This is a genomic window from Kocuria aegyptia (assembly GCF_039530085.1).
In the GTDB taxonomy this organism is placed as follows: domain Bacteria; phylum Actinomycetota; class Actinomycetes; order Actinomycetales; family Micrococcaceae; genus Kocuria; species Kocuria aegyptia.
Genome location: NZ_BAAAOA010000046.1, coordinates 459275 through 478537, shown reverse-complemented (window position 1 = coordinate 478537; position 19263 = coordinate 459275). Strand labels below are relative to the sequence as shown.

Here is a 19263-nt window from a genome sequence, read left to right as displayed (position 1 = left end):
GGCCGGAACCGGCGAAGGCCTCGCCACGATGAAGACGGTGAAGATCAAGGTGCCGGAAGGTGGACTCCACCACACGACAGCCTTGAAGTCTAGGCCCGGACGGACTTCCCCGCAACCTGACGTCAGGTGTGACCAGCTTCGGGTCAGTCTACCGGCTCCCCGGACCCCCGCAAACCGGGGGACTCCCCGATCGGCCGCACCGGGGTGGGCCCGGAGGCGGGGTTCGCGGCGGGCCGTCCGCCGGCATCGGATCGCCGTCCACGAGCGGCGCCGCTCGATCGGGACGATGAGCGGGGTGCGGACGATGTGCACCGCGCCGTGGGCGAGGTCCACCGCGCGCAGCGAGCTCAGACGCCCAGCACGGGGACGGGGGCCGCGTCGCGGGGCTCGGGACCGGCGGGCAGCACCGGGCGCGGGAGCAGCGTCGTGTACCCGGGGTGACGGGCGGCGACCGTGTCCCCGGAGGAGGTCCCGCGCAGCCGCCGCCCGATCCAGGGCAGCAGGTACTCGCGGGCCCAGCGGAGGTCCTCCTTCAGCACGCCCGGGCTCGCCGTGACCGGCAGCCGGTCGGTGGGCGGCAGCTCCAGGGCGTGCTCCACGCCCAGCAGCTCGAGCACCCGGGCGGCCACGTGCGTGTGCCCGGCGCTCGACATGTGCAGCCGGTCCACCGCCCAGTAGCGCCAGTCCTGCAGGGTGCGCATCCGCCAGTAGTCGAGGACCAGGCACCCGTGCCGGTCGGCGATCTCCCGGACGTGCTCGTTGTAGAGCGCCTGCCGGGGGCGGGTCCAGGACGTGGGGGCGTCCCGGCCGGGGTCGAAGGCCGTGAACAGCACCACCTGGGCGCCGGAGCCCCGCAGCCGGGCGACCGCCTGCTCGTAGACCCTCATGAGGGCGTCCACGTCCGCCCGCGGGCGCAGCATGTCGTTGCCGCCGGCATAGAGGCTGACCAGGGTCGGCTCCAGCGCCAGGCAGGCCTCCAGCTGCTCCTCGACGATCCCGCGGAGCAGCCGTCCCCGGACGGCGAGGTTCGCGTAGCGGGTGTCCGGGTGGGCCGCGGTCAGCTGCTCGGCCACGAGGTCGGCCCAGCCGCGCACGCCGTTGGGGCGGGCGGGGTCGGGATCGCCCACGCCCTCCGTCATCGAGTCGCCGAGAGCCACGTAGCGGACGGGCGGTGCCAGGGGCACGGCGGCCGGTCGGGTCGGGGGCGGCGCCGTCATGCGGTGTCCTCTCCGGTCGGTCGGGGCGGGGGTGCTGCGGGCGGGGCCGCCGGCCCCGGTCAGAGCGCCGTGCCGTCGGCGTGCTGGGGCTGCCCGGGCTCCCCCACGGACCGGAGGCGGGACCGGTTGCCGAGCGCCTCGTTGACCGCGCGCACCAGGGAGTTCGCCCGGGGGTTGTCCGGCAGCTGCTCGATCAGCACCGGGTTGCCCGCGTGGTCGGCCAGGGGCACGCGCCAGTTGGGGTACTCGTCCCCCGTGCCCGGCTGGTTCTGCATCCGGCGCTCGCCGACGGCGTCCACGAGGGAGACGTTGAACAGCAGCGCCGGGGACTGCGCGAGATAGCGGTGCAGTGCCTCGACCAGGCCCTGTTCGTCCGTGGCGTCCCCGTCGGGGAGGAGCCCGTCCGCGGCCACGGCCGCGAAGAACGTGTCGAGCTGCCGCCGGGCCTCGGCCCGCTCCTCCTCCACGGGCCGGGCCAGCAGGCCCAGCTCCTGGCGCACGTCCACCTGCACGCCCTCCAGGAAGCCCGCGGTGGGCGGGAAGTCGTGGGTGCTGACGGAGGCCATGCTCAGCTCCCGGTACTGGGCCGGCGGAAGGGGCTCGTCACCGTCCACCTCGAACCACAGGATCGACGTCCCCAGCACGCCGCGCTCCGCGAGGTACTCCCGTACCCACGGCTCGAGGGTGCCCAGGTCCTCCCCGACCACCACCGCCCCGGCGAGCTCCGCCTCGAGCGCGAGGATGCCGACCATGGCCTCGTGGTCGTAGTAGACGTAGGCGCCTTCCGAGGCCTCCTGGCCGTCCGGGATCCACCACAGCCGGAACAGGCCCAGGACGTGGTCCACCCGGATGCCTCCGGCGTGCCGGAAGATCGTGCGCAGCATGTCGCGCCACGGCAGGTAGCCGGCCTCGGCCAGGCGCTCGGGGTGCCACGGGGGCTGGGACCAGTTCTGGCCCTTCTGGTTGTACATGTCCGCGGGCGCGCCCACGCTGACGCCCAGGGCCAGCACGTCCTGGAGCGCCCAGGCGTCGGCGCCCTGCTTGTGCACGCCCACGGCGAGGTCGTGGATCACGCCGATGTCCATCCCGGCCAGGTGCGCCGCGCGCTGGGCGGCCTCGAGCTGCTCGTCCAGCAGCCACTGCATCCACACGTAGAAGTCGATCCGGCCGGAGAGCCGGGTCCGCGCCTCCACCGCGTACGGGGCGTCGGGGCCCGCCGCGACGTCGTCCCACTCGGGGGCGTCCTCGCCGAGCTCCTCCCGCAGCGCGCACCACAGGCCGAAGTCCTGCAGCCCCTGCCCGCCCTCGGCCACGAACCGGCGCAGCTGCTGCTGGCGGTGCGGGGAGCGGCGGACCGTGAACAGCAGCTCAAGGCTCTTCAGCTTGGCCGCGTACGCCTTGTCCCGGTCGATGGTGCTGGTGTCGAGGTTGTCCCGGCGCTGGATCGCGGCCAGGGTGTTGACCACCTCGAGGTCGGCCGGGCGCAGGTAGGCGTACTCGGGGACCTCGGCGATGCGCAGGTAGAGCGGGTTGAAGAAGCGGCGGCTGGTCGGCAGGTACGGCGAGGGCTCCACCGGCGGGACGGGCTCGGCGGCGTGCAGCGGGTTGACCAGCAGGTAGTCCGCCCCCTGCTCCCCCGAGATCGCGGCGAGGCTGGCGAGATCCGAGGCGTCGCCCACGCCCCACGACCGCCCTGAGGTCACCGAGTAGATCTGCGCCATGTAGCCCCAGCGGTGCCGGCCGTGCAGCCGGTCGGTGCTGGCCAGGTGCCGCGGGGTCACGGCCAGCGGTGTCGTGACCGCGCGTCCGCCGTCGACCTCGGGGCACTCGGCGCGGACCTCGTACCAGCCCACGCCGAGGCTCTCGGGGACCTCGAAGGTGGCCTGGCCGGTGAGGACGCCGTCCACGTCCCGCGGGGAGCGCCAGTTGTCGATCTGGGAGGCGGTGGACCGTGCGCCGTCCTCCGCCACGACGGTCACGCGGACCGTGGAGCCGTGCGGGACGTGCACCGCGAAGCGGGTGCGCTTCCCCGCGACGGCGACGACCACGGGCGGCAGGACCCGTCGCCAGGGCGCCAGCTCCCGCTGGGCGAGGCACGCCTCGATCGCGGCGTCGTCGCCGGCGTCCGCGCCCAGCGCGTCGAGCACGGCGCGCAGCGTCGGCTCCGGGACCTCCCGCTCCTGTCCGTCGAACCCGGAATAGGTCGTGGAGACCCGGTAGGCCTCGGCGAGCCGGCGCAGCGCGCCGTCGGTGGTGGTGGTGGTGTCGGCCATGGCCCCACTCTAACCACCAGCGCGGCCGGAGCCGCAGGGTGCTGACGATCCGCGCGGCTACGCCAGGGTGCGGGCGACGTCGATCACGAAGCGGTACCGCACGTCCGAGGCGACCACCCGGTCGTAGGCGGCGTCGACGTCGTCGGCGCCGATCAGCTCGATCTCGGCCTCCACGCCGTGCTCCGCGCAGAAGTCGAGCATCTCCTGGGTCTGCGGGATCCCCCCGACCATCGAGCCCGTGAGCACCCGCTGGCGTGCGGCCAGAGCCATGGCCCGCACGCTGTACGGCTCGGTGGGCAGTCCCACGGAGCACAGCACGCCGTCGACCCGCAGCAGGGACAGGTACTGCTCGATGGGCAGGTCCGCGGACACCGTGTTGAGGATCAGGTCGAAGCGGCCCTTGTTGCGCTGGAAGGTCTCGGGGTCGCTCGTGGCCCAGTAGTCGGTCGCGCCGAACGCCAGGCCGTCCTCCTGCTTGGACAGGCTCTGGCTCAGGACGGTGACCTCGGCGCCCAGGGCGGCGGCGATCTTCACGGCGACGTGGCCGAGCCCGCCCATGCCCAGGACGGCGACCCGCCGGCCCGGCCCGGCGCCCCAGCGCTTGAACGGGGCGTACGTGGTGATCCCGGCACACAGCAGCGGAGCGGCCCTGGCGGGGTCGAGAGCCTCCGGGACGCGCAGGACGAAGCGCTCGTCGACCACGATGGCGCCGCTGTAGCCGCCCCTGGTGGCGGCACCGCCGGCCTGGGGCGTGTTGTAGGTGGCCGTCACACCTTCCGTGCAGAACTGCTCCTGGCCGTCGGTGCAGTACTCGCACCGGCCGCAGGAGTCGACGAAGCAGCCGACGCCCACTGTGTCGCCGGGCGCGAAGCCGGTCACGGCCTCGCCGACGGCGCTGACGCGACCGACGATCTCGTGCCCCGGGGTGACGGGGTAGTGCGTGCCGCCCCACTCGTCGCGCGCGACGTGGATGTCGGAGTGACAGATGCCGGCGAAGTCGATCTCGATCTCGACGTCGCCCGGGCCCACGGGACGGCGCTCGATCGTGGTGCGGCGGAAACCGGAGTCGGTGGAGACGGCCTCGAGGGCGGGGACGGTGGTCATGCGGTGCTCCTGTCGTGGTGCGGATGCATCCCGGCGCAGGTCGCCGGGCGGAGATCGTGCGGGCGGAGATCGTTCAGTCGCAGATCGTGCGGTCCGGGGCCGTGCGGCCGGAGACGGTGCGGTCCGAGGCCGTGCCGTCGGGGACCGTACGGTCCGGGGCCGTGCGGCCGGCGCCGGGCCGGTGTGCTCACCAGGCCTGGGCGACGAGCTCGTAGGACCGGGCGCGGACCTCGGGGTCGTGGGCGTAGCTGTTGAGCATCAGCTCGTCGGCCCGGGTCAGCTCGACGATCTGCTCGAGGTCTGCAACGACCCGTTCGGGCGTGCCGACCGCCGAGACGGCGAGGTGCTCCTGCACCATGCCTGCCTCCGCCGCGGTGAGCTCCACGTGCTCGGCGGGCGGCTGGAGCGGTCGGCGGTCGTTGCGGGCGATCCCGCGCACCAGCAGCTGGTGGGTGCTGAACTGGCGCCGCGCCTCCTCGTCGGTGTCGGCGGCGAGGACGTTCGCCGCCACCATCAGGTGCGGGCGCTCGACCGTGGCGGTCGGGGCGTCGGCGTCGAAGCGCTGCCGGTACAGGGCGATGGCGTCCATGATCATCGCCGGGGCGAAGTGGGAGGCGAACGCGTAGGGCAGGCCCATCCGGGCGGCGACCTCCGCGCCGCCCGTCGAGGAGCCGAGGATCCACAGCGGAACACCCGTCCCCCGGGCCACGGCCGCCCGGACGACCTCCTGCTCCTGGCCGCCGAACAGCCGCACCAGACGGCGCACGTCGGCCTCGAAGGTGTCGTGTCCGGCATGGCCCCGGCGCAGTTCGAGGGCGGTGCGCATGTCGGTGCCCGGGGCCCGGCCCAGGCCCAGCTCCACGCGGCCGGGATAGAGGTTGGCGAGCGTGCCGAAGGCCTCGGCCACGGTCAGCGGCACGTGGTTGGGCAGCATGATCCCGCCGGAGCCCACCCGGAGGCGCTCGGTGGCCGCGAGCGCCTGCCCGATGAGCACCGCCGTGGCGGAGGACGCGAACGCCTCCGTGTTGTGGTGCTCGGCGTACCACAGCCGCCGGTAGCCGGACGCGTCGAGCCGGCGGGCGAGGTCCACCGCCTCCCGGAGGGCGTCCGCGGCGGAGCGGCCCTCCGACAGGGGCACGAGGTCGAGGGCGGAGAGTGGGACGCGGGACGTGGCGGGCAAGGGCTGGGCTTCTTCCGTCGGGGATGGCACGAAGGGCTTCGGTGGCGGCAACACCCCGGGCCGGGCTCCTTATTCCGGGCGCCCGCCCCGGCGTTGTCCTGCTCACACCCCCGCCCCGGGCGGAGCCGGGTGGGGCACCATGGGAGCATGACGTCTTTCCCGGCCCCCACGCCGTCGCTGCCCACGCCCTCCGCCGAGCTCGCGGCCCCCGCCCCCGGGTGGACCCCGGCGTGCGTGGTGTTCGACTGCGACGGAATCCTGATGGACACGGAGGCGAACTGGGCCCGGGTCCAGCGGGCCGTCTCCGAGAGCTACGGGCTCGAGTTCACCGAGGCCATGCAGCGCCGGATGATGGGCTGGTCCGCGGCGGACGTCGCCACGGCGATCGCCGACGCCGCCCAGGCCGACCGCGCCTCGGTCCACGCCGACGTGCTGCGCACCGAGGAGGAGACCCTGACCGGGCAGATCGTGCCCCTGCCCGGCGCGCTTGAGACGGTGCGCGCGTTCGCCGAGCGGCTGCCCGTGGCCGTGGCCAGCAATTCCACGAGCACGATCCTCGGGGTGAAGCTGGAGCAGGCCGGCTTCGCCCCCCACCTCAGCACGTGGGTCTCCTCCGAGGACGTCCCGCGGGGCAAGCCCGCCCCGGACATCTACACCGAGGCCGTGCGGCGGCTGGGCTTCGCGCCGGGCCAGGCCCTGGCCGTGGAGGACTCCGTGGTGGGCGCGACCTCGGCCGTGGCCGCGGGGCTGGTGGTCGTGGCCGTGCCGTCGGTCCCCGGCGGGGACCCCGTCCCTGCGCACCACCGGGCGTCGGCGCTGACGGACCCCGCCTTCCGGGAGCTCATGGCCCGCTGGCTGGGCTGAGCGGGAGGCCGACGGGGCCCCGGGGCGCTCAGCGGTTCCAGAGCCCGTAGGTCTGCGCCAGCTCCGAGACCTTGCGGGCCCGGGCCAGGCGCGGCAGGTAGCTGCCGTCGCCCACCACGTGCCCGGAGTCGTGCTGCGTGATGAGCTCGCGCGCCCAGGTGATCTCCTGCTCGCTCGGGGCGAGGTTGCGGTTGATCCCGTCCGTCTGCTGCGGGTCCAGGCACAGCTTGCCCGTCATGCCCATCGACTGGGTCACGGCGCACGCCGCGGCGAGCTCCTCCTCCGAGGCGCCCACGGTCGGCCCGTCGATGGGACCGGGCAACTCCCCGACCCGGGAGGCCACGACGAGGGTCGAGCGCGCGAACGCCAGCGCCATGGGCTCCGCGCTGACACCGGTGTCCCGGCGGAAGTCGCCGACCCCGAAGGCGAGCCGGAACACCCCGGGGGCGCGGGCGATGTCGTTGGCGTTCATGATCCCCACGGCCGACTCGATGAGCGCCACGACAGGGGTGCCCGCAGGGGCCATCATGGCCGTCTTGGTGATGTGGTCGGGGTGCTCGGTCTTCGCCAGCATGATCCCGCGCAGGTGGCCGACCCGGCTGAGGGCTGCCAGGTCCTGCTCCCAGTACGGGGTCGTGATGTCGTTGATCCGCACCCACGCGCTCGCCCCGGCCTCGAAGGCCTCGACGACGTTCTGCCGGGCCTGGTCCTTGCCCTCGGCGGGAATGGCGTCCTCGATGTCGAACACGACGGAGTCCGCCTCGGACGCGAGCGCCGTGGGGAAGACGGAAGGGTCGGCGGCCGAGGTCAGCAGCCACGAGCGGGACAGCCGGGCGGGCAGCGCGGCGGCGCGCTGGTTGCGGTAGGGGGCCATGGGTGGGTCCTTTCCGAGAGGAGGGCGGCGGGGACGGGCGGCACCTGGGCGCCCGATCCCGCGGGCGGGCCCGGGCCGTAGGAGCTGTCCAGTCTAGGCGGCGCGCCGACCCCTCGGAACGCTCAGCCGCTCAGGGGCGTGTGACGTGCGTCAACCCGCTCCTCCGGCCGGACGGGCCCCGGCGCGGTCCCCGACCCGAAGGGCGAGCCGCCGAGGGCCTCCCGGCCGTGCGCGGACACCCAGTTGCCCAGGTCGGGTCCCACGGGCACGATCTGGGACGGGTTGATGTCCTCGTGCACCACGAAGTAGTGCTGCTTGATCTGCTCGAAGTCCACGGTGTCGCCGAAGCCGGGCGTCTGGAAGAGGTCCCGGGCGTAGCCCCACAGGTGGGGCATCTCGGTGAGCTTGTGCCGCGAGCACTTGAAGTGCGAGTGGTAGACCGGGTCGAAGCGCACCAGGGTGGTGAACAGCCGCACGTCGGCCTCGGTGATGTGCTCCCCCATGAGGTAGCGGCGGGTCGCGAGGCGGTCCTCGAGCCAGTCCATGGCGGCCCACAGCCGCTCGTAGGCCTTCTCGTAGGCCTCCTGGGAGCCGGCGAAGCCGCACCGGTAGACCCCGTTGTTGACCTCGGTGTAGACGCGCTGCATGACCTCCCGCATCTCGTCCTCGAGCTCTGCGGGCCAGAGGTCGGGGGCACCCTCTCGGTGGAAGGCGACCCACTCCTTGGCGAGGTCCTCCGTGATCCGGGGGAAGTCGTTGGTCACGACCTGGCCGCTCGCGACCTCCACGACCGCCGGCACGGTGATGCCCCGGGGATAGTCGGGGTAGCGGGCGAAGTACGCCTCCTGGAGCCGCTCGATGCCCAGCACCGGGTCCCTGCCGTCCGGGTCGAGGTCGAAGGTCCACGAGCGGGCGTCGTGGACGGGGCCCGGCAGACCCACCGGCAGGGCGTCCTCGAGCCCGAGGAGCCGTCGCACGATCAGCGTGCGGTTGGCCCAGGGGCAGGCGCGCGCGGCCACGAGCCGGTAGCGGCCGGCCTCGACGGGCCAGGCCTGCGCCCCCTCGGGCACGTCGGCGCGCGCCGGGTCGCGGACGATCCTGTCCTCGATGTAGGCGGTGTCCCGGGTGAACTCCTCGCCGGGATGCACGTAGGCGCCGGCGGTGCTGTGCTCGGACCGTTGCGTGCTGCGCTGTGACATGGTGGCTCCTCGGGGTAGGGCGGGACGGGGCGCCGCCGGCCGGAACGGCGGTCGGCGGCGGGACGGCCGCACCTCCCGCCCCCTTGTTTTGATGATATGTCAATCACAGCAGGGGCACCAGGGCGTACCGTCGGAGGCGAGGTCTACAGTAGAGGCGTCCAGCACCCTCCCACCAGGGAACACCCGCTCATGAGCACCTACGGCAACGAGCCCGAGTACGGCCAGCGCCTCCCTCCGCAGCGCGTCCCACCCCGCACCGCCCCCCGGGGCGACCACGGCCCTTCAGCCCCTCCGCGGGCCGCCCGGCGCATGGCGCGCGGGCTCTCCTTCACCCTCGTGCTGCTGGGCCTCCTGCTCGGCAGCGGGCTCACGGCCCTGGGCCTCGCGTGGGGCTGGGCGGCCGGAGCACTGCTCGTCCTGCCCGGCCTCGCCGGGTTCGTCGTCGTCCAGTCCCAGCGGCACCCGGCCCTCCGGGACCCCTCGGCGCCCCCGCTGCGGAGCCGCTCGAAGCTGTGGCTCATCCCCTCGGCCCTGCTGCTGCTGGGCATGCTGCCCCTCGCCGGGGTGTTCACGATCCAGCCGCTGCTGGCCGGCACCGCCGACGCGCACCTGGCCGACGAGTACGTCAGCGTCCTGGTCGTCTCGGGGATGACCCTGGTGGTCGCCGCCGCCCTGGGCTTCAGCCTCGTGGCCATGGCCTCGTTCACGCCGGTCGACGACGACGACTCCCCCCTGCGCCCCACCGGCTACGCCGAACGGCTCCGGGGGTCGGGGCGCGGACCCGGGGACCACTACGACTCGCAGTGGATCCACCGCCGACCGGCGCGGCACGGCGGCGGCACCGAGGACCACCCCGACCCGCGGGGCATCCCGCCGGAGGACGCGCCGGGCGGTTGACATTTGTTGACACGTCAATATATGCTGGGGGTTTTCCCGCTCCACGAGAGGACCGCCGCATGAGTCACCCGGAGACCGACCAGGTCAACTGGCTGTCGGACGAGGAGCAGCGTGTCTGGCGCAGCTTCCTGGCCCTGAGCCGCGGCATGCAGACCGCGATGGACCGCCAGCTGTCCCGGGACAGCGCGCTGTCCGGCTCCGAGTACGAGGTCCTCGTCCAGCTATCGGAGAGCAGCACCGGCCTGATCCGCTCCCGGGACCTCCTGCACCAGCTCGGCTGGGAGCGCAGCCGCCTCTCCCACCTGCTCTCCCGGATGGCACGGCGCGGACTGCTCGAGCGGCTGCCGTGCGACAGCGACGCGCGCGGCCTGGACGTGCGGATCACCCCGGAGGGGCGACGGGTCATCGAGGCCTCCGCCCCCGGCCACCTCGAACTGGTGCGGGCGGCGCTCATCGACCACCTGACCCAGGAGGAGAAGGACGCGCTGCTCTCCGTCTCGGCCAAGGCGCTCCCCCGACTCGAGGACCTGGGGCTGTGCTGACGCCGGACCCCTGAAGCACCCACCGGCCCAGGGCCGCGCATGTTCCCACCTGCCCCCGGACAGGTGACAGGCCCTGCCGCATGGGGGGATCGGCAGGGCCTGTCGGGCATCCCGATCGGGGGAATGGGACACCGGACGCCGGCAGGAACCATCCGGAGGCAGATGGGGGATCACCTCCGGGCCATCACCGACGACAGATTTACCTTAGACCCAGTGATCTGCATGATCAAGCCGCCGGTGCGTTTTTTGTCCTCTGTCGCTCCGGCGCCCCGGAGGACGGTCCGGTGAGCGCTCGGCGCCGTGCCCGATCGACCCCGCCCGGCGCACGGGAACGCCCCCGCCGGATCCGACCGGCGGGGGCGTTCCCGCACGCGGGCGTCACACCCGCGGGAAGAAGTGCTACTTGGTCTGCCCCTCCCGGGCGAGGACGTAGTCGTAGACGACCTCCTCGCCCTCGCCGCCGTCGGTGCGCGGCCTGGGGTCGAGCATCAGCTCGGGCTTGACCGCCGAGGCGATGTCGTCCTCGTTGTGCGGGTCCCCGGGGAAGTACAGCTGCTGGGTGACCGGCTGGTGCCCGGGAGCGGAAACCTTGATGTGGATGTGCGCCGGGCGCCACGCGTGCCAGCCGGCCGCGGCGATCAGCTGCCCGCAGGCCCCGTCGGTGGGGATCTGGTACGGAGCCGGGCGCTTGGTGTTGATCTCGAAGCAGCCGTTCTCGTCGGCCTTCACGGTCCCGCGGAACAGCCACTCGGGCAGCTCCGGGGCGTACTGGGAGTAGAAGCCGTGGGCGTCGGCGTGCCAGATCTCCACCTGGGCGCCCTGCAGGGCCTTGCCGTCGGTGTCGGTGAACCGGCCCTTGAACAGCAGCGGGGTGCCCGGCTCGTCCTCACGCATCTGGAGCGTGGCCGGGGTGGGCAGCACCGGGGCCTCCGGCACGTAGTAGGGGCCCTCGATGGTGCCCACCGCACCCGGGCGCTCGGCCGAGTTGACGTCCTCGATGGTGTGCTCCAGCCACACGTCCAGGAACAGCGGCCACTCCCCGTCGGTGCCGACCTTGATCAGCCACGCCTTCAGGGCATGGTACTCCTCGTAGGTGACCTGGTGCTCGACCGCGATGTCGTTGATCGCCTTGATCGCCGCGCCGGCCAGGAGGGACACGCGCTCCTTCGGCACGTCCAGCGTCGCGAGCTTGCCCGAGGCGGTGAACCGCTCGGTCGCCCTGGACCCGGCCTCGACCGCGGTGCCCTCGTTCTCCTTGCGCATTGCCGCCTGGGTCTCCGTCATGGTGTTCTCCACATTCCTCGTTGAGCGATGTTGGGGGACGCCCGTCGTGCCCGCCGCTCCCGGCACAGATCGCGGCCCCCAGCTCGGAGCCTCCGGTTGTGACACCCGACACGTCGGCGCCTTCTTCAGCCTAGGGCGGCAATCAGGACGCAACAAATATCGATTAGGCCCTTTTTATGCACCCAATACGGCATAAATACACCCTGGGTTACTCCTAGGGGTTTGCCTGATGTGAGCCGAGTCACGGCACGCCAGACTGGCTCTGTGCCGCCCGGCAGGAGCCGGTGGCAGCCCCCGTCCCGCACGTCCGGACCGGACGTCCGCCCCGCCATGCCCACGAGGCATCCCGCCCGGACATCCTGACCAGAAGGAGCACGTCATGACCGAGAACCTGACCCACGTCCGCGAGGTCCTCTCCGACGCCGTGGTGGACGACCGCGAGAACGGCCTCGTGCGGGCCAAGCGGGAGATCTTCACGGACCAGGAGATCTTCGAGCTGGAGATGAAGTACATCTTCGAAGGCAACTGGGTGTACCTGGCCCACGAGTCGCAGATCCCCGACGTGGGCGACTACTTCACCACCTACATCGGCCGGACCCCGGTCGTGATCACGCGCGACAAGGACGAGAAGCTCAACTGCATCGTCAACGCGTGCTCCCACCGCGGCGCGATGCTGTGCCGGCGCAAGACGGACAACCGCACCACCTTCACCTGCCCCTTCCACGGCTGGACGTTCAAGAACTCCGGCGAGCTGCTCAAGGTCAAGGACGGCCGCAACGGCGGCTACCCGGAGAACTTCAACAAGAACGGTTCCCACGACCTGACCAGGGTCGCCCGGTTCGAGTCCTACCGCGGCTTCCTGTTCGGCTCCCTCAACCCGGACGTGCTGCCCCTCGAGGAGCACCTGGGCGACGCCACCACGGTGATCGACTCGATCGTGGACCAGTCCCCCGAGGGCCTGGAGGTGCTCCGCGGCGCCTCGACCTACACCTACGACGGCAACTGGAAGGTCCAGGCGGAGAACGGCGCCGACGGCTACCACGTGACCTCGGTGCACTGGAACTACGCCGCGACCACCGCCCGCCGCACCGCCGGCGACTCCGCCAACACGACCAAGGCCATGGACGCCGGCAAGTGGGGCAAGGTCAAGGGCGGGTTCTACTCCTACGAGCACGGCCACCTGCTGCTGTGGCAGGAGTGGACCAACCCGCAGGACCGCCCGCTGTGGGACCGCCGGGACGAGCTCGTCGAGAAGTACGGCGAGGAGATGGCGAACTTCATGATCAACATCTCGCGCAACCTGTGCCTGTACCCGAACGTCTACATCATGGACCAGTTCTCCTCGCAGATCCGCCACTTCCGGCCGATCTCCGCGGACCGGACCGAGGTCACCATCTACTGCATCGCTCCCCGGGGCGAGTCGCAGGAGAACCGCTCGAAGCGGATCCGCCAGTACGAGGACTTCTTCAACGCGACCGGCATGGCCACCCCGGACGACCTCGAGGAGTTCCGCTCCTGCAACAAGACCTACTGGGCCACCTCCGCCCCCTGGAACGACATGTCCCGCGGCTCCGCCCATGAGATCCAGGGCCCGGACGAGCAGGCCCAGGCCCTCGGCATGACCGGGGTCATCGCCTCCGGCGTGCGCACCGAGGACGAGGGCCTGTACCCCGTCCAGCACGGCTTCTGGAAGGACGTCTTGGAGAAGGGGCTGGCCGCGGAGGAGCGCGCGGCCGCACAGTCCGCTCCCGCGACCGCCTGACCCGGACTCCCCCGAACCACAGAAAGAGTGCAGAACACCATGGCCAACCTGCTGAACCCCGTGACGGCGCTGAAGACCGCCGAGGAGATCGCGACCCTCGAGACCGTGCGCTCCTTCCTCTACAAGGAGGCACGCCTGCTGGACGACCGCCGGTTCGACGAGTGGCTCGAGTGCTACCACCCGGACTCCGAGTTCTGGATGCCCGCCTGGGACGACGACGACCAGCTGACCGAGGATCCCCAGAACGAGATCTCCCTGATCTACTACGACAACCGCGGAGGCATCGAGGACCGCGTGTTCCGCATCAAGACGGACCGCTCCTCCGCCACGTCCCTGCCGGATCCCCGCACCGGGCACAACATCACCGACGTGGAGATCCTCTCCCACGACGGCGACCAGGTGCAGGTCCGTTTCAACTGGTTCACCCTCTACTACCGCTACCAGACGACGGACACGTACTTCGGCACCAGCTTCTACACGCTCGACCTCTCGGGCGAGGAGCCGGTGATCCTGAAGAAGAAGGTCGTCCTGAAGAACGACTACATCCACCACGTCGTCGACGTCTACATGATCTGACGCCGGTCGTGGCCGGCCCCGTGCCGGGGTCGGCCACGACGGGCCGCCAGGCCCCCGTGCTCACCGAGCCCCCCGTGCTCGCCGGGCCGTCCTGTGCTCTCCGAGCACCCCACAGACTTGTCCGGGCCGCGAGGACGCGGCCCCCCACCCAGGAGGAAATCATGGGCCACCAGGTAGCCCTCAGCTTCGAGGACGGCGTCACGAAGGTCGTCAAGGTCGGCGACTACGAGACCGTCCTCGACGCCGCCTACAAGGCGCGCATCAACATTCCCGCGGACTGCCGGGACGGCGCCTGCGGCACCTGCAAGGCCTTCTGCGACTCCGGCTCCTTCGACCCCGGGGACTTCATCGACGACGCCATGACCGAGGAGGAGCTCGAGAAGGGCTACCTGCTCACCTGCCAGGCCGTGCCCGAGTCCGACATGGCCATCCAGATCCCCGCGACCGCGGAGTCCGCGAAGACCTCCGCGGCCACCTACACCTCCACGCTCCAGGAGCTGGACAAGCAGTCCGAGACCACGATCTCCTTCACTCTCGACGTCGAGAAGCGGGAGGAGCTGGCGTTCCTGCCCGGCCAGTACGTCAACATCAAGGTGCCCGGCACCGACGCCGAGCGCTCCTACTCCTTCAGCAGCGGCCCCGAGGTCGAGGGCGCAGCCTTCATGGTGCGCATCACTCCCCAGGGGGCGATGTCCGAGTACCTGCGCGACCGCGCCCAAGTGGGCGACACCATCGAGTTCAGCGGCCCCTACGGCTCGTTCTTCCTGCGCGAGCCCAAGCGCCCGCTGCTGCTGCTCGCCGGGGGCACCGGCCTGGCCCCGCTGCTGTCCATCCTGGAGAAGCTCTCCGAGAACCCGCCCAGCACCCCGGTGCACCTGATCTACGGGGTGACCCGTGAGGCCGACATCGTGGGCCTCGAGCTGATCCGGGCCTACGAGGCGAAGCTGCCGGACTTCACCTGGGACTACATCGCCTCCGAGGCGGACACCTCCGCACCCCACACCGGCTACGTCACCCAGATCATCGAGCCGTCCCACCTCAACGACGGCGACGTCGACATCTACCTGTGCGGCCCGCCACCCATGGTCAACGCCGTCTCGCAGTGGCTGGACACGGAGGGCGTCGAGCCCGCCAACTTCTACTTCGAGCGCTTCGCCCCGAAGGAGTCCACCGGCGGCGACGCCGAGACCGGCGCGCCCGCCCCGGCCGAGAAGGTCCAGGAGGAGGGCGACCGGATGACCCGGGCCGAAGCCGTCTCCTCCCTGGAGACCGGCCGGCTGGAGTTCCGCAAGGAGGACAGCTTCGCCCACCTCGACGCCCGCATGGGCCTGGAGCTGGCCGTCACCGAGCTCATGATGGGCCGGCTGACCGACGAGCAGCTCCAGCAGTTCCGCCGCCTCGCCGAGGCCACCACCCGCTCCGTGGGCGCGGGCACCGTCCAGGACCCCGAGGAGTACGTGCGGACCAACGAGGAGTACCACGAGTACCTCTTCCTGGTCTGCGACAACCCCGCGCTGCTGGAGTCCTACCGCCGGCTCGACGTGCGCGAGCAGATGGCCGCAACCTTCGAGCGGGGCACGGAGATCTTCGCCCGGGTCGCCCAGGACCACCTGGACGTCGTCGCGGCCTTCGAGGCGAACGACAAGGAGCGCGCCCGCGAGGTCATCACGACCCACGCCCGCGACGCCAAGGAGACCATGTCCGCGGCCATCGACGCCATGGAGGCCGGCCGGTGACCGGCGCACCGTACGCGGGCCAGTTCCTCACCCCGGGACGCTTCGCCGGCAAGGTCGCGGTCGTGACCGGCTCCGCGCAGGGCATCGGACAGAAGGTGGCCGAGCGGATCGGCGCCGAGGGCGGCGCCGTCGTCCTCGTGGACCGCTCCGAGCTGGTGCACGACGTCGCGCGGGACATCACCCGCGCCGCCGAGGCCGCGGGAGGTTCCGCCGCGGCGGTGACCGCCGACCTCGAGACCTGGGCCGGGGCCGAGCAGGCCGTCGAGGCCGCGCTCACGGCCCACGGGCGCGTGGACGTCCTCGTGAACAACGTGGGCGGCACCATCTGGGCCCGGCCCTACGAGGAGTACGACGAGGAGAAGATCGAGCAGGAGATCCGCCGCTCGCTCTTCCCCACCCTGTGGTCCTGCCGCGCCGCGCTGCCGGCCATGCTGAAGCAGGGCGCGGGCACGATCGTCAACGTCTCCTCGGTGGCCACCCGCGGCATGCACCGCGTGCCCTACGCCGCGGCGAAGGGCGGGGTCAACGCCCTGACCCGGTCCCTGGCCATGGAGGTCGCCGGCCGCGGGATCCGCGTGGTCGCCACCGCCCCCGGCGGCACGGAGGCCCCGCCCCGCAGGGTCGCGCGCGGGCCCGAGGCCGAGAGCGCGGTGGAAAAGGCCTGGTACCAGGTGATCGTGGACCAGACCGTGGAGTCCTCGTTCGCGAAGCGCTACGGCACGCTCGACGAGCAGGCCGCGCCCATCGTGTTCCTCGCCTCCGACGAGGCCTCCTACGTCACCGGCAGCGTCCTGCCGGTCGCCGGCGGGGACCTCGGCTGAGCCGCGTCCGGGCAGGCGTCCGGCGCCGTGGCCACACCCCGTCCACGGGTAGACTCGCGGCCATGACGGCGGGCCTGCACCACGGAGACCCTGGGGACGAGCTCCCGCTGGTCGGACGGGCCGGCGCCCTGGAGGAGCTCCTCGAGGTCCTGCGGACCGTGCGCAAGGGCCATGTCCGCACCGTGGTGCTCGACGGCCCGCTGGGCTCGGGCAAGACGGCCCTGCTCGAGCTGTTCCTCGACCACTGCCGCTCCGCCGCGCGAGGCGTCCGGGTGCTCAGCGCCACCGGCGACGAGTGGGAGTCCCAGCTCGCCCTGGCCGGGTACAGCCAGCTGATGCTCGCCCCGCCGCTGCGCTCGTCCAAGGGCTTCGACCGCGAGCCCGCACCACCGGCGCCGGTCGCGGACCTGAGCCCCGCGCAGGCCGTGAACTACGCCGCGACCCTGAGCACCCACCTCGAGAGCCTGCAGGTCCGCGGCAGCGTGGTGGTCGCCGTCGACGACGCCCACCGGCTGGACGAGCAGACCCTGCGGATCCTGGTGTTCGTGATGCGCCGGTTGCACGGCAAGCGCGTCATGTTCGTGCTGACCCTCGACCCCGGGCAGGCGCGGCACGTCCCGGCCGGGGTGCTCGACTTCCTCACCGGCCACCAGGTGCGGCGCGTTCCTCTCGAGCCGCTCGGTGCGGAGGAGGTCCGGGCCGCGGCCCGCCGGTATTTCGGCCTCGACCTCGGCGCCACCGCTGCGCACCGGCTCGTCCGGCACACCGGCGGGCTCCCCCAGCAGGTGCTCGAGCTGCTGCGCGAGCTGCCCGAGGACACCTGGCACTCCTGGTTCGCGGACCTGCCGGCGAGCTCCCGGGTGCGCGCCCGCGTGCACAGCGTCCTGACCGGCGCCTCCCCCGGCCTCGTCCGGACGGCCGAGGCCGTCTCCGTGCTCGGTCGCAGCGCCGGCCTGGCCGAGGTGGCCCGCGTCAGCGGGGTGGACGCCCTGATGGACGCGCTGGACGAGGGCCACCGGGCCGGGCTGCTGGACCTGTCCGTGGACCAGGCCCGCTCGGTCGTGCAGTTCCTCGAGCCGGGCGCCGCGGACGCCGTCTACGGGCTGATCGTGCCGAGCCGGCGGATCGAGCTGCACCGGCGATCCGCGACCGCCGTGCAGGAGGAGGGCGAACGGCTCGGCCACCGCGTCTCGGCCACCCCGGGGCCCGACGAGGCACTGGCCGTGGAGCTCGAGGCCTTCGCCGGGCGGCAGGCGATGGTGGGGGCCTGGCAGGACGTCGCCACCGCGCTGTTGTCGGCGTCCCGGCTCTCCGCCGGCACCCGCGACCGCAACGACCGCCTGCTGCGGGCCGTGGACGCCCTCGTCGGCTCGGGCAACATCGCCCAGGCCGGCATGTGGGCGGCCGCCGTGGACGCCATGCCGTCCTCTCCCCTGCGCTCGTCGGTGCTCGGCTACCTCTCCACGGTGTCGGGGCAGAACCGCAGCGCGCAGACGCAACTCGAGATGGCGTGGCGCACGAGCAACCGGCAGCGGGACCCCGCGGCCGCCGCGCAGATCGCCCAGCGCTTCGTGCTGCACGGCCTGGCCTCCTGGGACGGGTCCGTCATCACCCATTGGGCGGAGCGGGCCATGTCCCTCACCTCGCCCGGCACCCCCGCCCACATCGAATCCGAGGCGATCTACGGCCTGGGCCTCTTCGCCCAGGGCCGGCTGCAGGAGGCCGAGGCGTCCTACGACCGGGCCTTCGAGCACGCGGCGGAGAACGCCCAGAAGCAGCGCGTCCAGATGGGCGCCGGGTGGCTCGCCCTGCGCGCCGACGACGTCGAGACGGCCCTCGTCAACTTCCAGGCGGCCGCCCCCACCGAGCACCGGGGCGGGTCGCTGCGGATCTCCCTGTGGGCCGAGGCCTGGCTCGCCCGCACCCAGCTGGTGCTGGGCGACTGGGACGCCGCGGCGGCCACGGTCTCCCGCGCCTCGGTGCACCTCGAGACCTCGCAGATGCCGCTGATCCGCCCGCTGCTGTACTGGACCGCCGCAGAGCTCTGGTCGATGCGCGGGGACTGGGACCGGGCCCGCCACTACGTCTCCCAGGCCGCCGTGCAGCCGGGCACCTACCGGGCCATGCAGGTCCCGGCCAGCCTCGCGCGGGCCCGCTTCCACGAGGCCCGCGCCGACTACGAGAGCGCGCTGGGGGTGCTGCAGCCGCTCGCGGACCTCGATCCGTGGACCGACGAGCGGGTCTCCTTCTGGCCGTGGCAGGACACCTACGTCAACGCCCTCGTGATGACCGACCGGCTGGAGGAGGCGGACGCCTTCCTCACCGCGTTCGAGCGCGTCCGCCGCGAGCGGCGGATCCCCTCCGACCAGGCCCGCACGTCCTGGGCCCGGGGCCGGATCCTCGCCGCGCAGGGAGATCCCGACACAGCGCGGGAGCACTTCGAGGCGGCCCTGAGCCACCTCGGCGGGCTCAACCGCCCGTACCTGCGCGCCCGGATCAGCTTCGCCTTCGGGCAGAGCATGCGCCGCGCGGGCAAGCGCCGCCTGGCGTCCACCGTGCTGCGGACCGCGCGGGACCTCTACGACTCGCTGGGCGCCGCCACCTACGTGGAGCGCTGCGACCGCGAGCTCAAGGCGACCGGGCTCGACGTCGGGAACCTGCCCGACCCCTCCGACCCGGTGCTGGCCGCTGTGGGCCGCACCGCCGTGCAGCTCACCGCCCAGGAGCAGGCCGTGGCCGAGCTCGTCTCGGCCGGGGCCACCAACAAGGAGACCGCGCGGGCCCTGTTCCTCGCGGAGAAGACCGTCCAGTACCACCTGACGCGCATCTACGGGAAGCTGGGGATCCGCTCCCGCAGCGAGCTCGCCGCCCGCTACCGCTCCCCCGACTGACCGGTCCCCGGAGGGGCCTCTCTCCCGCGGGACCGCTCCCCCG

At 72.5% G+C, this 19263-nt stretch carries 15 protein-coding genes; 8 read left to right on the top strand and 7 right to left on the bottom strand.

All coding sequences use genetic code 11. The annotated features are described in order from the left end of the window. Positions 1-347: 347 nt before the first annotated feature. From ABD220_RS16490 to ABD220_RS16475, 4 genes are all read right to left on the bottom strand, one after another. Positions 348-1217 (bottom strand): SGNH/GDSL hydrolase family protein, encoded by an 870-nt coding sequence (locus tag ABD220_RS16490; RefSeq protein ID WP_344124444.1) that lies wholly within the window; start codon positions 1215-1217, stop codon positions 348-350. Positions 1218-1276: 59 nt separating this feature from the next. Beyond that, positions 1277-3490 carry a 4-alpha-glucanotransferase gene (gene malQ, locus ABD220_RS16485; RefSeq protein ID WP_344124442.1) on the bottom strand — a complete coding sequence of 738 codons (2214 nt, stop codon included), beginning with the start codon at positions 3488-3490 and terminating at the stop codon, positions 1277-1279. Between the two features lie 57 nt (positions 3491-3547). Next, a complete protein-coding gene (locus ABD220_RS16480; RefSeq protein ID WP_344124440.1) occupies positions 3548-4594 on the bottom strand; it encodes an NAD(P)-dependent alcohol dehydrogenase in 1047 nt (348 codons plus the stop codon). Positions 4595-4781: 187 nt separating this feature from the next. Then, positions 4782-5774 carry an LLM class flavin-dependent oxidoreductase gene (locus tag ABD220_RS16475; protein ID WP_344124438.1) on the bottom strand — a complete coding sequence of 331 codons (993 nt, stop codon included), beginning with the start codon at positions 5772-5774 and terminating at the stop codon, positions 4782-4784. A gap of 147 nt (positions 5775-5921) precedes the next feature. On the opposite strand from ABD220_RS16475, the gene ABD220_RS16470 reads away from it, so the two are divergent. Continuing rightward, complete coding sequence (locus ABD220_RS16470; RefSeq protein WP_344124435.1) at positions 5922-6638, top strand: HAD family hydrolase; 717 nt, start codon at positions 5922-5924, stop codon at positions 6636-6638. A gap of 28 nt (positions 6639-6666) precedes the next feature. Here the strand turns inward: ABD220_RS16470 and ABD220_RS16465 are convergent, their stop codons facing one another. Further along, positions 6667-7512, bottom strand: coding sequence for an HpcH/HpaI aldolase/citrate lyase family protein (locus ABD220_RS16465; RefSeq protein WP_344124432.1), 846 nt, complete (start codon positions 7510-7512; stop codon positions 6667-6669). Positions 7513-7634: 122 nt separating this feature from the next. Continuing rightward, complete coding sequence (locus ABD220_RS16460) at positions 7635-8711, bottom strand: glutathione S-transferase family protein (RefSeq protein ID WP_344124430.1); 1077 nt, start codon at positions 8709-8711, stop codon at positions 7635-7637. A gap of 189 nt (positions 8712-8900) precedes the next feature. On the opposite strand from ABD220_RS16460, the gene ABD220_RS16455 reads away from it, so the two are divergent. Both ABD220_RS16455 and ABD220_RS16450 read left to right on the top strand, forming a co-directional pair. Next, on the top strand, positions 8901-9608 hold the full coding sequence (locus ABD220_RS16455) for a hypothetical protein (protein ID WP_344124428.1): 708 nt from the start codon (positions 8901-8903) through the stop codon (positions 9606-9608). A 59-nt stretch (positions 9609-9667) separates the two neighbouring features. After that, entirely contained in the window at positions 9668-10150 is a 483-nt protein-coding gene (locus ABD220_RS16450) for a MarR family winged helix-turn-helix transcriptional regulator (RefSeq protein WP_344124426.1), read from the top strand. 399 nt (positions 10151-10549) lie between these two features. Here the strand turns inward: ABD220_RS16450 and catA are convergent, their stop codons facing one another. After that, positions 10550-11434 carry a catechol 1,2-dioxygenase gene (gene catA / locus ABD220_RS16445; RefSeq protein WP_344124424.1) on the bottom strand — a complete coding sequence of 295 codons (885 nt, stop codon included), beginning with the start codon at positions 11432-11434 and terminating at the stop codon, positions 10550-10552. 379 nt (positions 11435-11813) lie between these two features. Between catA and benA the strand changes: the two genes are divergently transcribed. From benA to ABD220_RS16420, 5 genes are all read left to right on the top strand, one after another. Continuing rightward, positions 11814-13196: a benzoate 1,2-dioxygenase large subunit gene (gene benA, locus ABD220_RS16440; protein ID WP_344124422.1), complete on the top strand. Its 1383-nt coding sequence runs from the start codon at positions 11814-11816 to the stop codon at positions 13194-13196. A 39-nt stretch (positions 13197-13235) separates the two neighbouring features. Further along, positions 13236-13772 carry a benzoate 1,2-dioxygenase small subunit gene (gene benB, locus ABD220_RS16435; protein WP_344124420.1) on the top strand — a complete coding sequence of 179 codons (537 nt, stop codon included), beginning with the start codon at positions 13236-13238 and terminating at the stop codon, positions 13770-13772. A 161-nt stretch (positions 13773-13933) separates the two neighbouring features. Then, positions 13934-15508, top strand: a complete 1575-nt coding sequence (gene benC, locus ABD220_RS16430) for a benzoate 1,2-dioxygenase electron transfer component BenC (protein ID WP_344124418.1) — start codon at positions 13934-13936, stop codon at positions 15506-15508. Then, entirely contained in the window at positions 15505-16329 is an 825-nt protein-coding gene (locus ABD220_RS16425) for a 1,6-dihydroxycyclohexa-2,4-diene-1-carboxylate dehydrogenase (protein ID WP_344124417.1), read from the top strand. Before benC ends, ABD220_RS16425 begins: the two co-directional genes overlap by 4 nt. A 62-nt stretch (positions 16330-16391) precedes the next feature. Then, on the top strand, positions 16392-19220 hold the full coding sequence (locus ABD220_RS16420) for an AAA family ATPase (RefSeq protein ID WP_344124415.1): 2829 nt from the start codon (positions 16392-16394) through the stop codon (positions 19218-19220). The last annotated feature ends 43 nt before the right edge of the window (positions 19221-19263 follow it).

Coding starts and splice junctions, on each gene's coding strand:
- ABD220_RS16490 (WP_344124444.1), bottom strand. CDS start 1,217: ATGACGGCGCCGCCCCCGACCCGACCGGCCGCCGTGCCCCTGGCACCG.
- malQ (WP_344124442.1), bottom strand. CDS start 3,490: ATGGCCGACACCACCACCACCACCGACGGCGCGCTGCGCCGGCTCGCC.
- ABD220_RS16480 (WP_344124440.1), bottom strand. CDS start 4,594: ATGACCACCGTCCCCGCCCTCGAGGCCGTCTCCACCGACTCCGGTTTC.
- ABD220_RS16470 (WP_344124435.1), top strand. CDS start 5,922: ATGACGTCTTTCCCGGCCCCCACGCCGTCGCTGCCCACGCCCTCCGCC.
- ABD220_RS16465 (WP_344124432.1), bottom strand. CDS start 7,512: ATGGCCCCCTACCGCAACCAGCGCGCCGCCGCGCTGCCCGCCCGGCTG.
- ABD220_RS16460 (WP_344124430.1), bottom strand. CDS start 8,711: ATGTCACAGCGCAGCACGCAACGGTCCGAGCACAGCACCGCCGGCGCC.
- ABD220_RS16455 (WP_344124428.1), top strand. CDS start 8,901: ATGAGCACCTACGGCAACGAGCCCGAGTACGGCCAGCGCCTCCCTCCG.
- ABD220_RS16450 (WP_344124426.1), top strand. CDS start 9,668: ATGAGTCACCCGGAGACCGACCAGGTCAACTGGCTGTCGGACGAGGAG.
- catA (WP_344124424.1), bottom strand. CDS start 11,434: ATGACGGAGACCCAGGCGGCAATGCGCAAGGAGAACGAGGGCACCGCG.
- benA (WP_344124422.1), top strand. CDS start 11,814: ATGACCGAGAACCTGACCCACGTCCGCGAGGTCCTCTCCGACGCCGTG.
- benB (WP_344124420.1), top strand. CDS start 13,236: ATGGCCAACCTGCTGAACCCCGTGACGGCGCTGAAGACCGCCGAGGAG.
- benC (WP_344124418.1), top strand. CDS start 13,934: ATGGGCCACCAGGTAGCCCTCAGCTTCGAGGACGGCGTCACGAAGGTC.
- ABD220_RS16420 (WP_344124415.1), top strand. CDS start 16,392: ATGACGGCGGGCCTGCACCACGGAGACCCTGGGGACGAGCTCCCGCTG.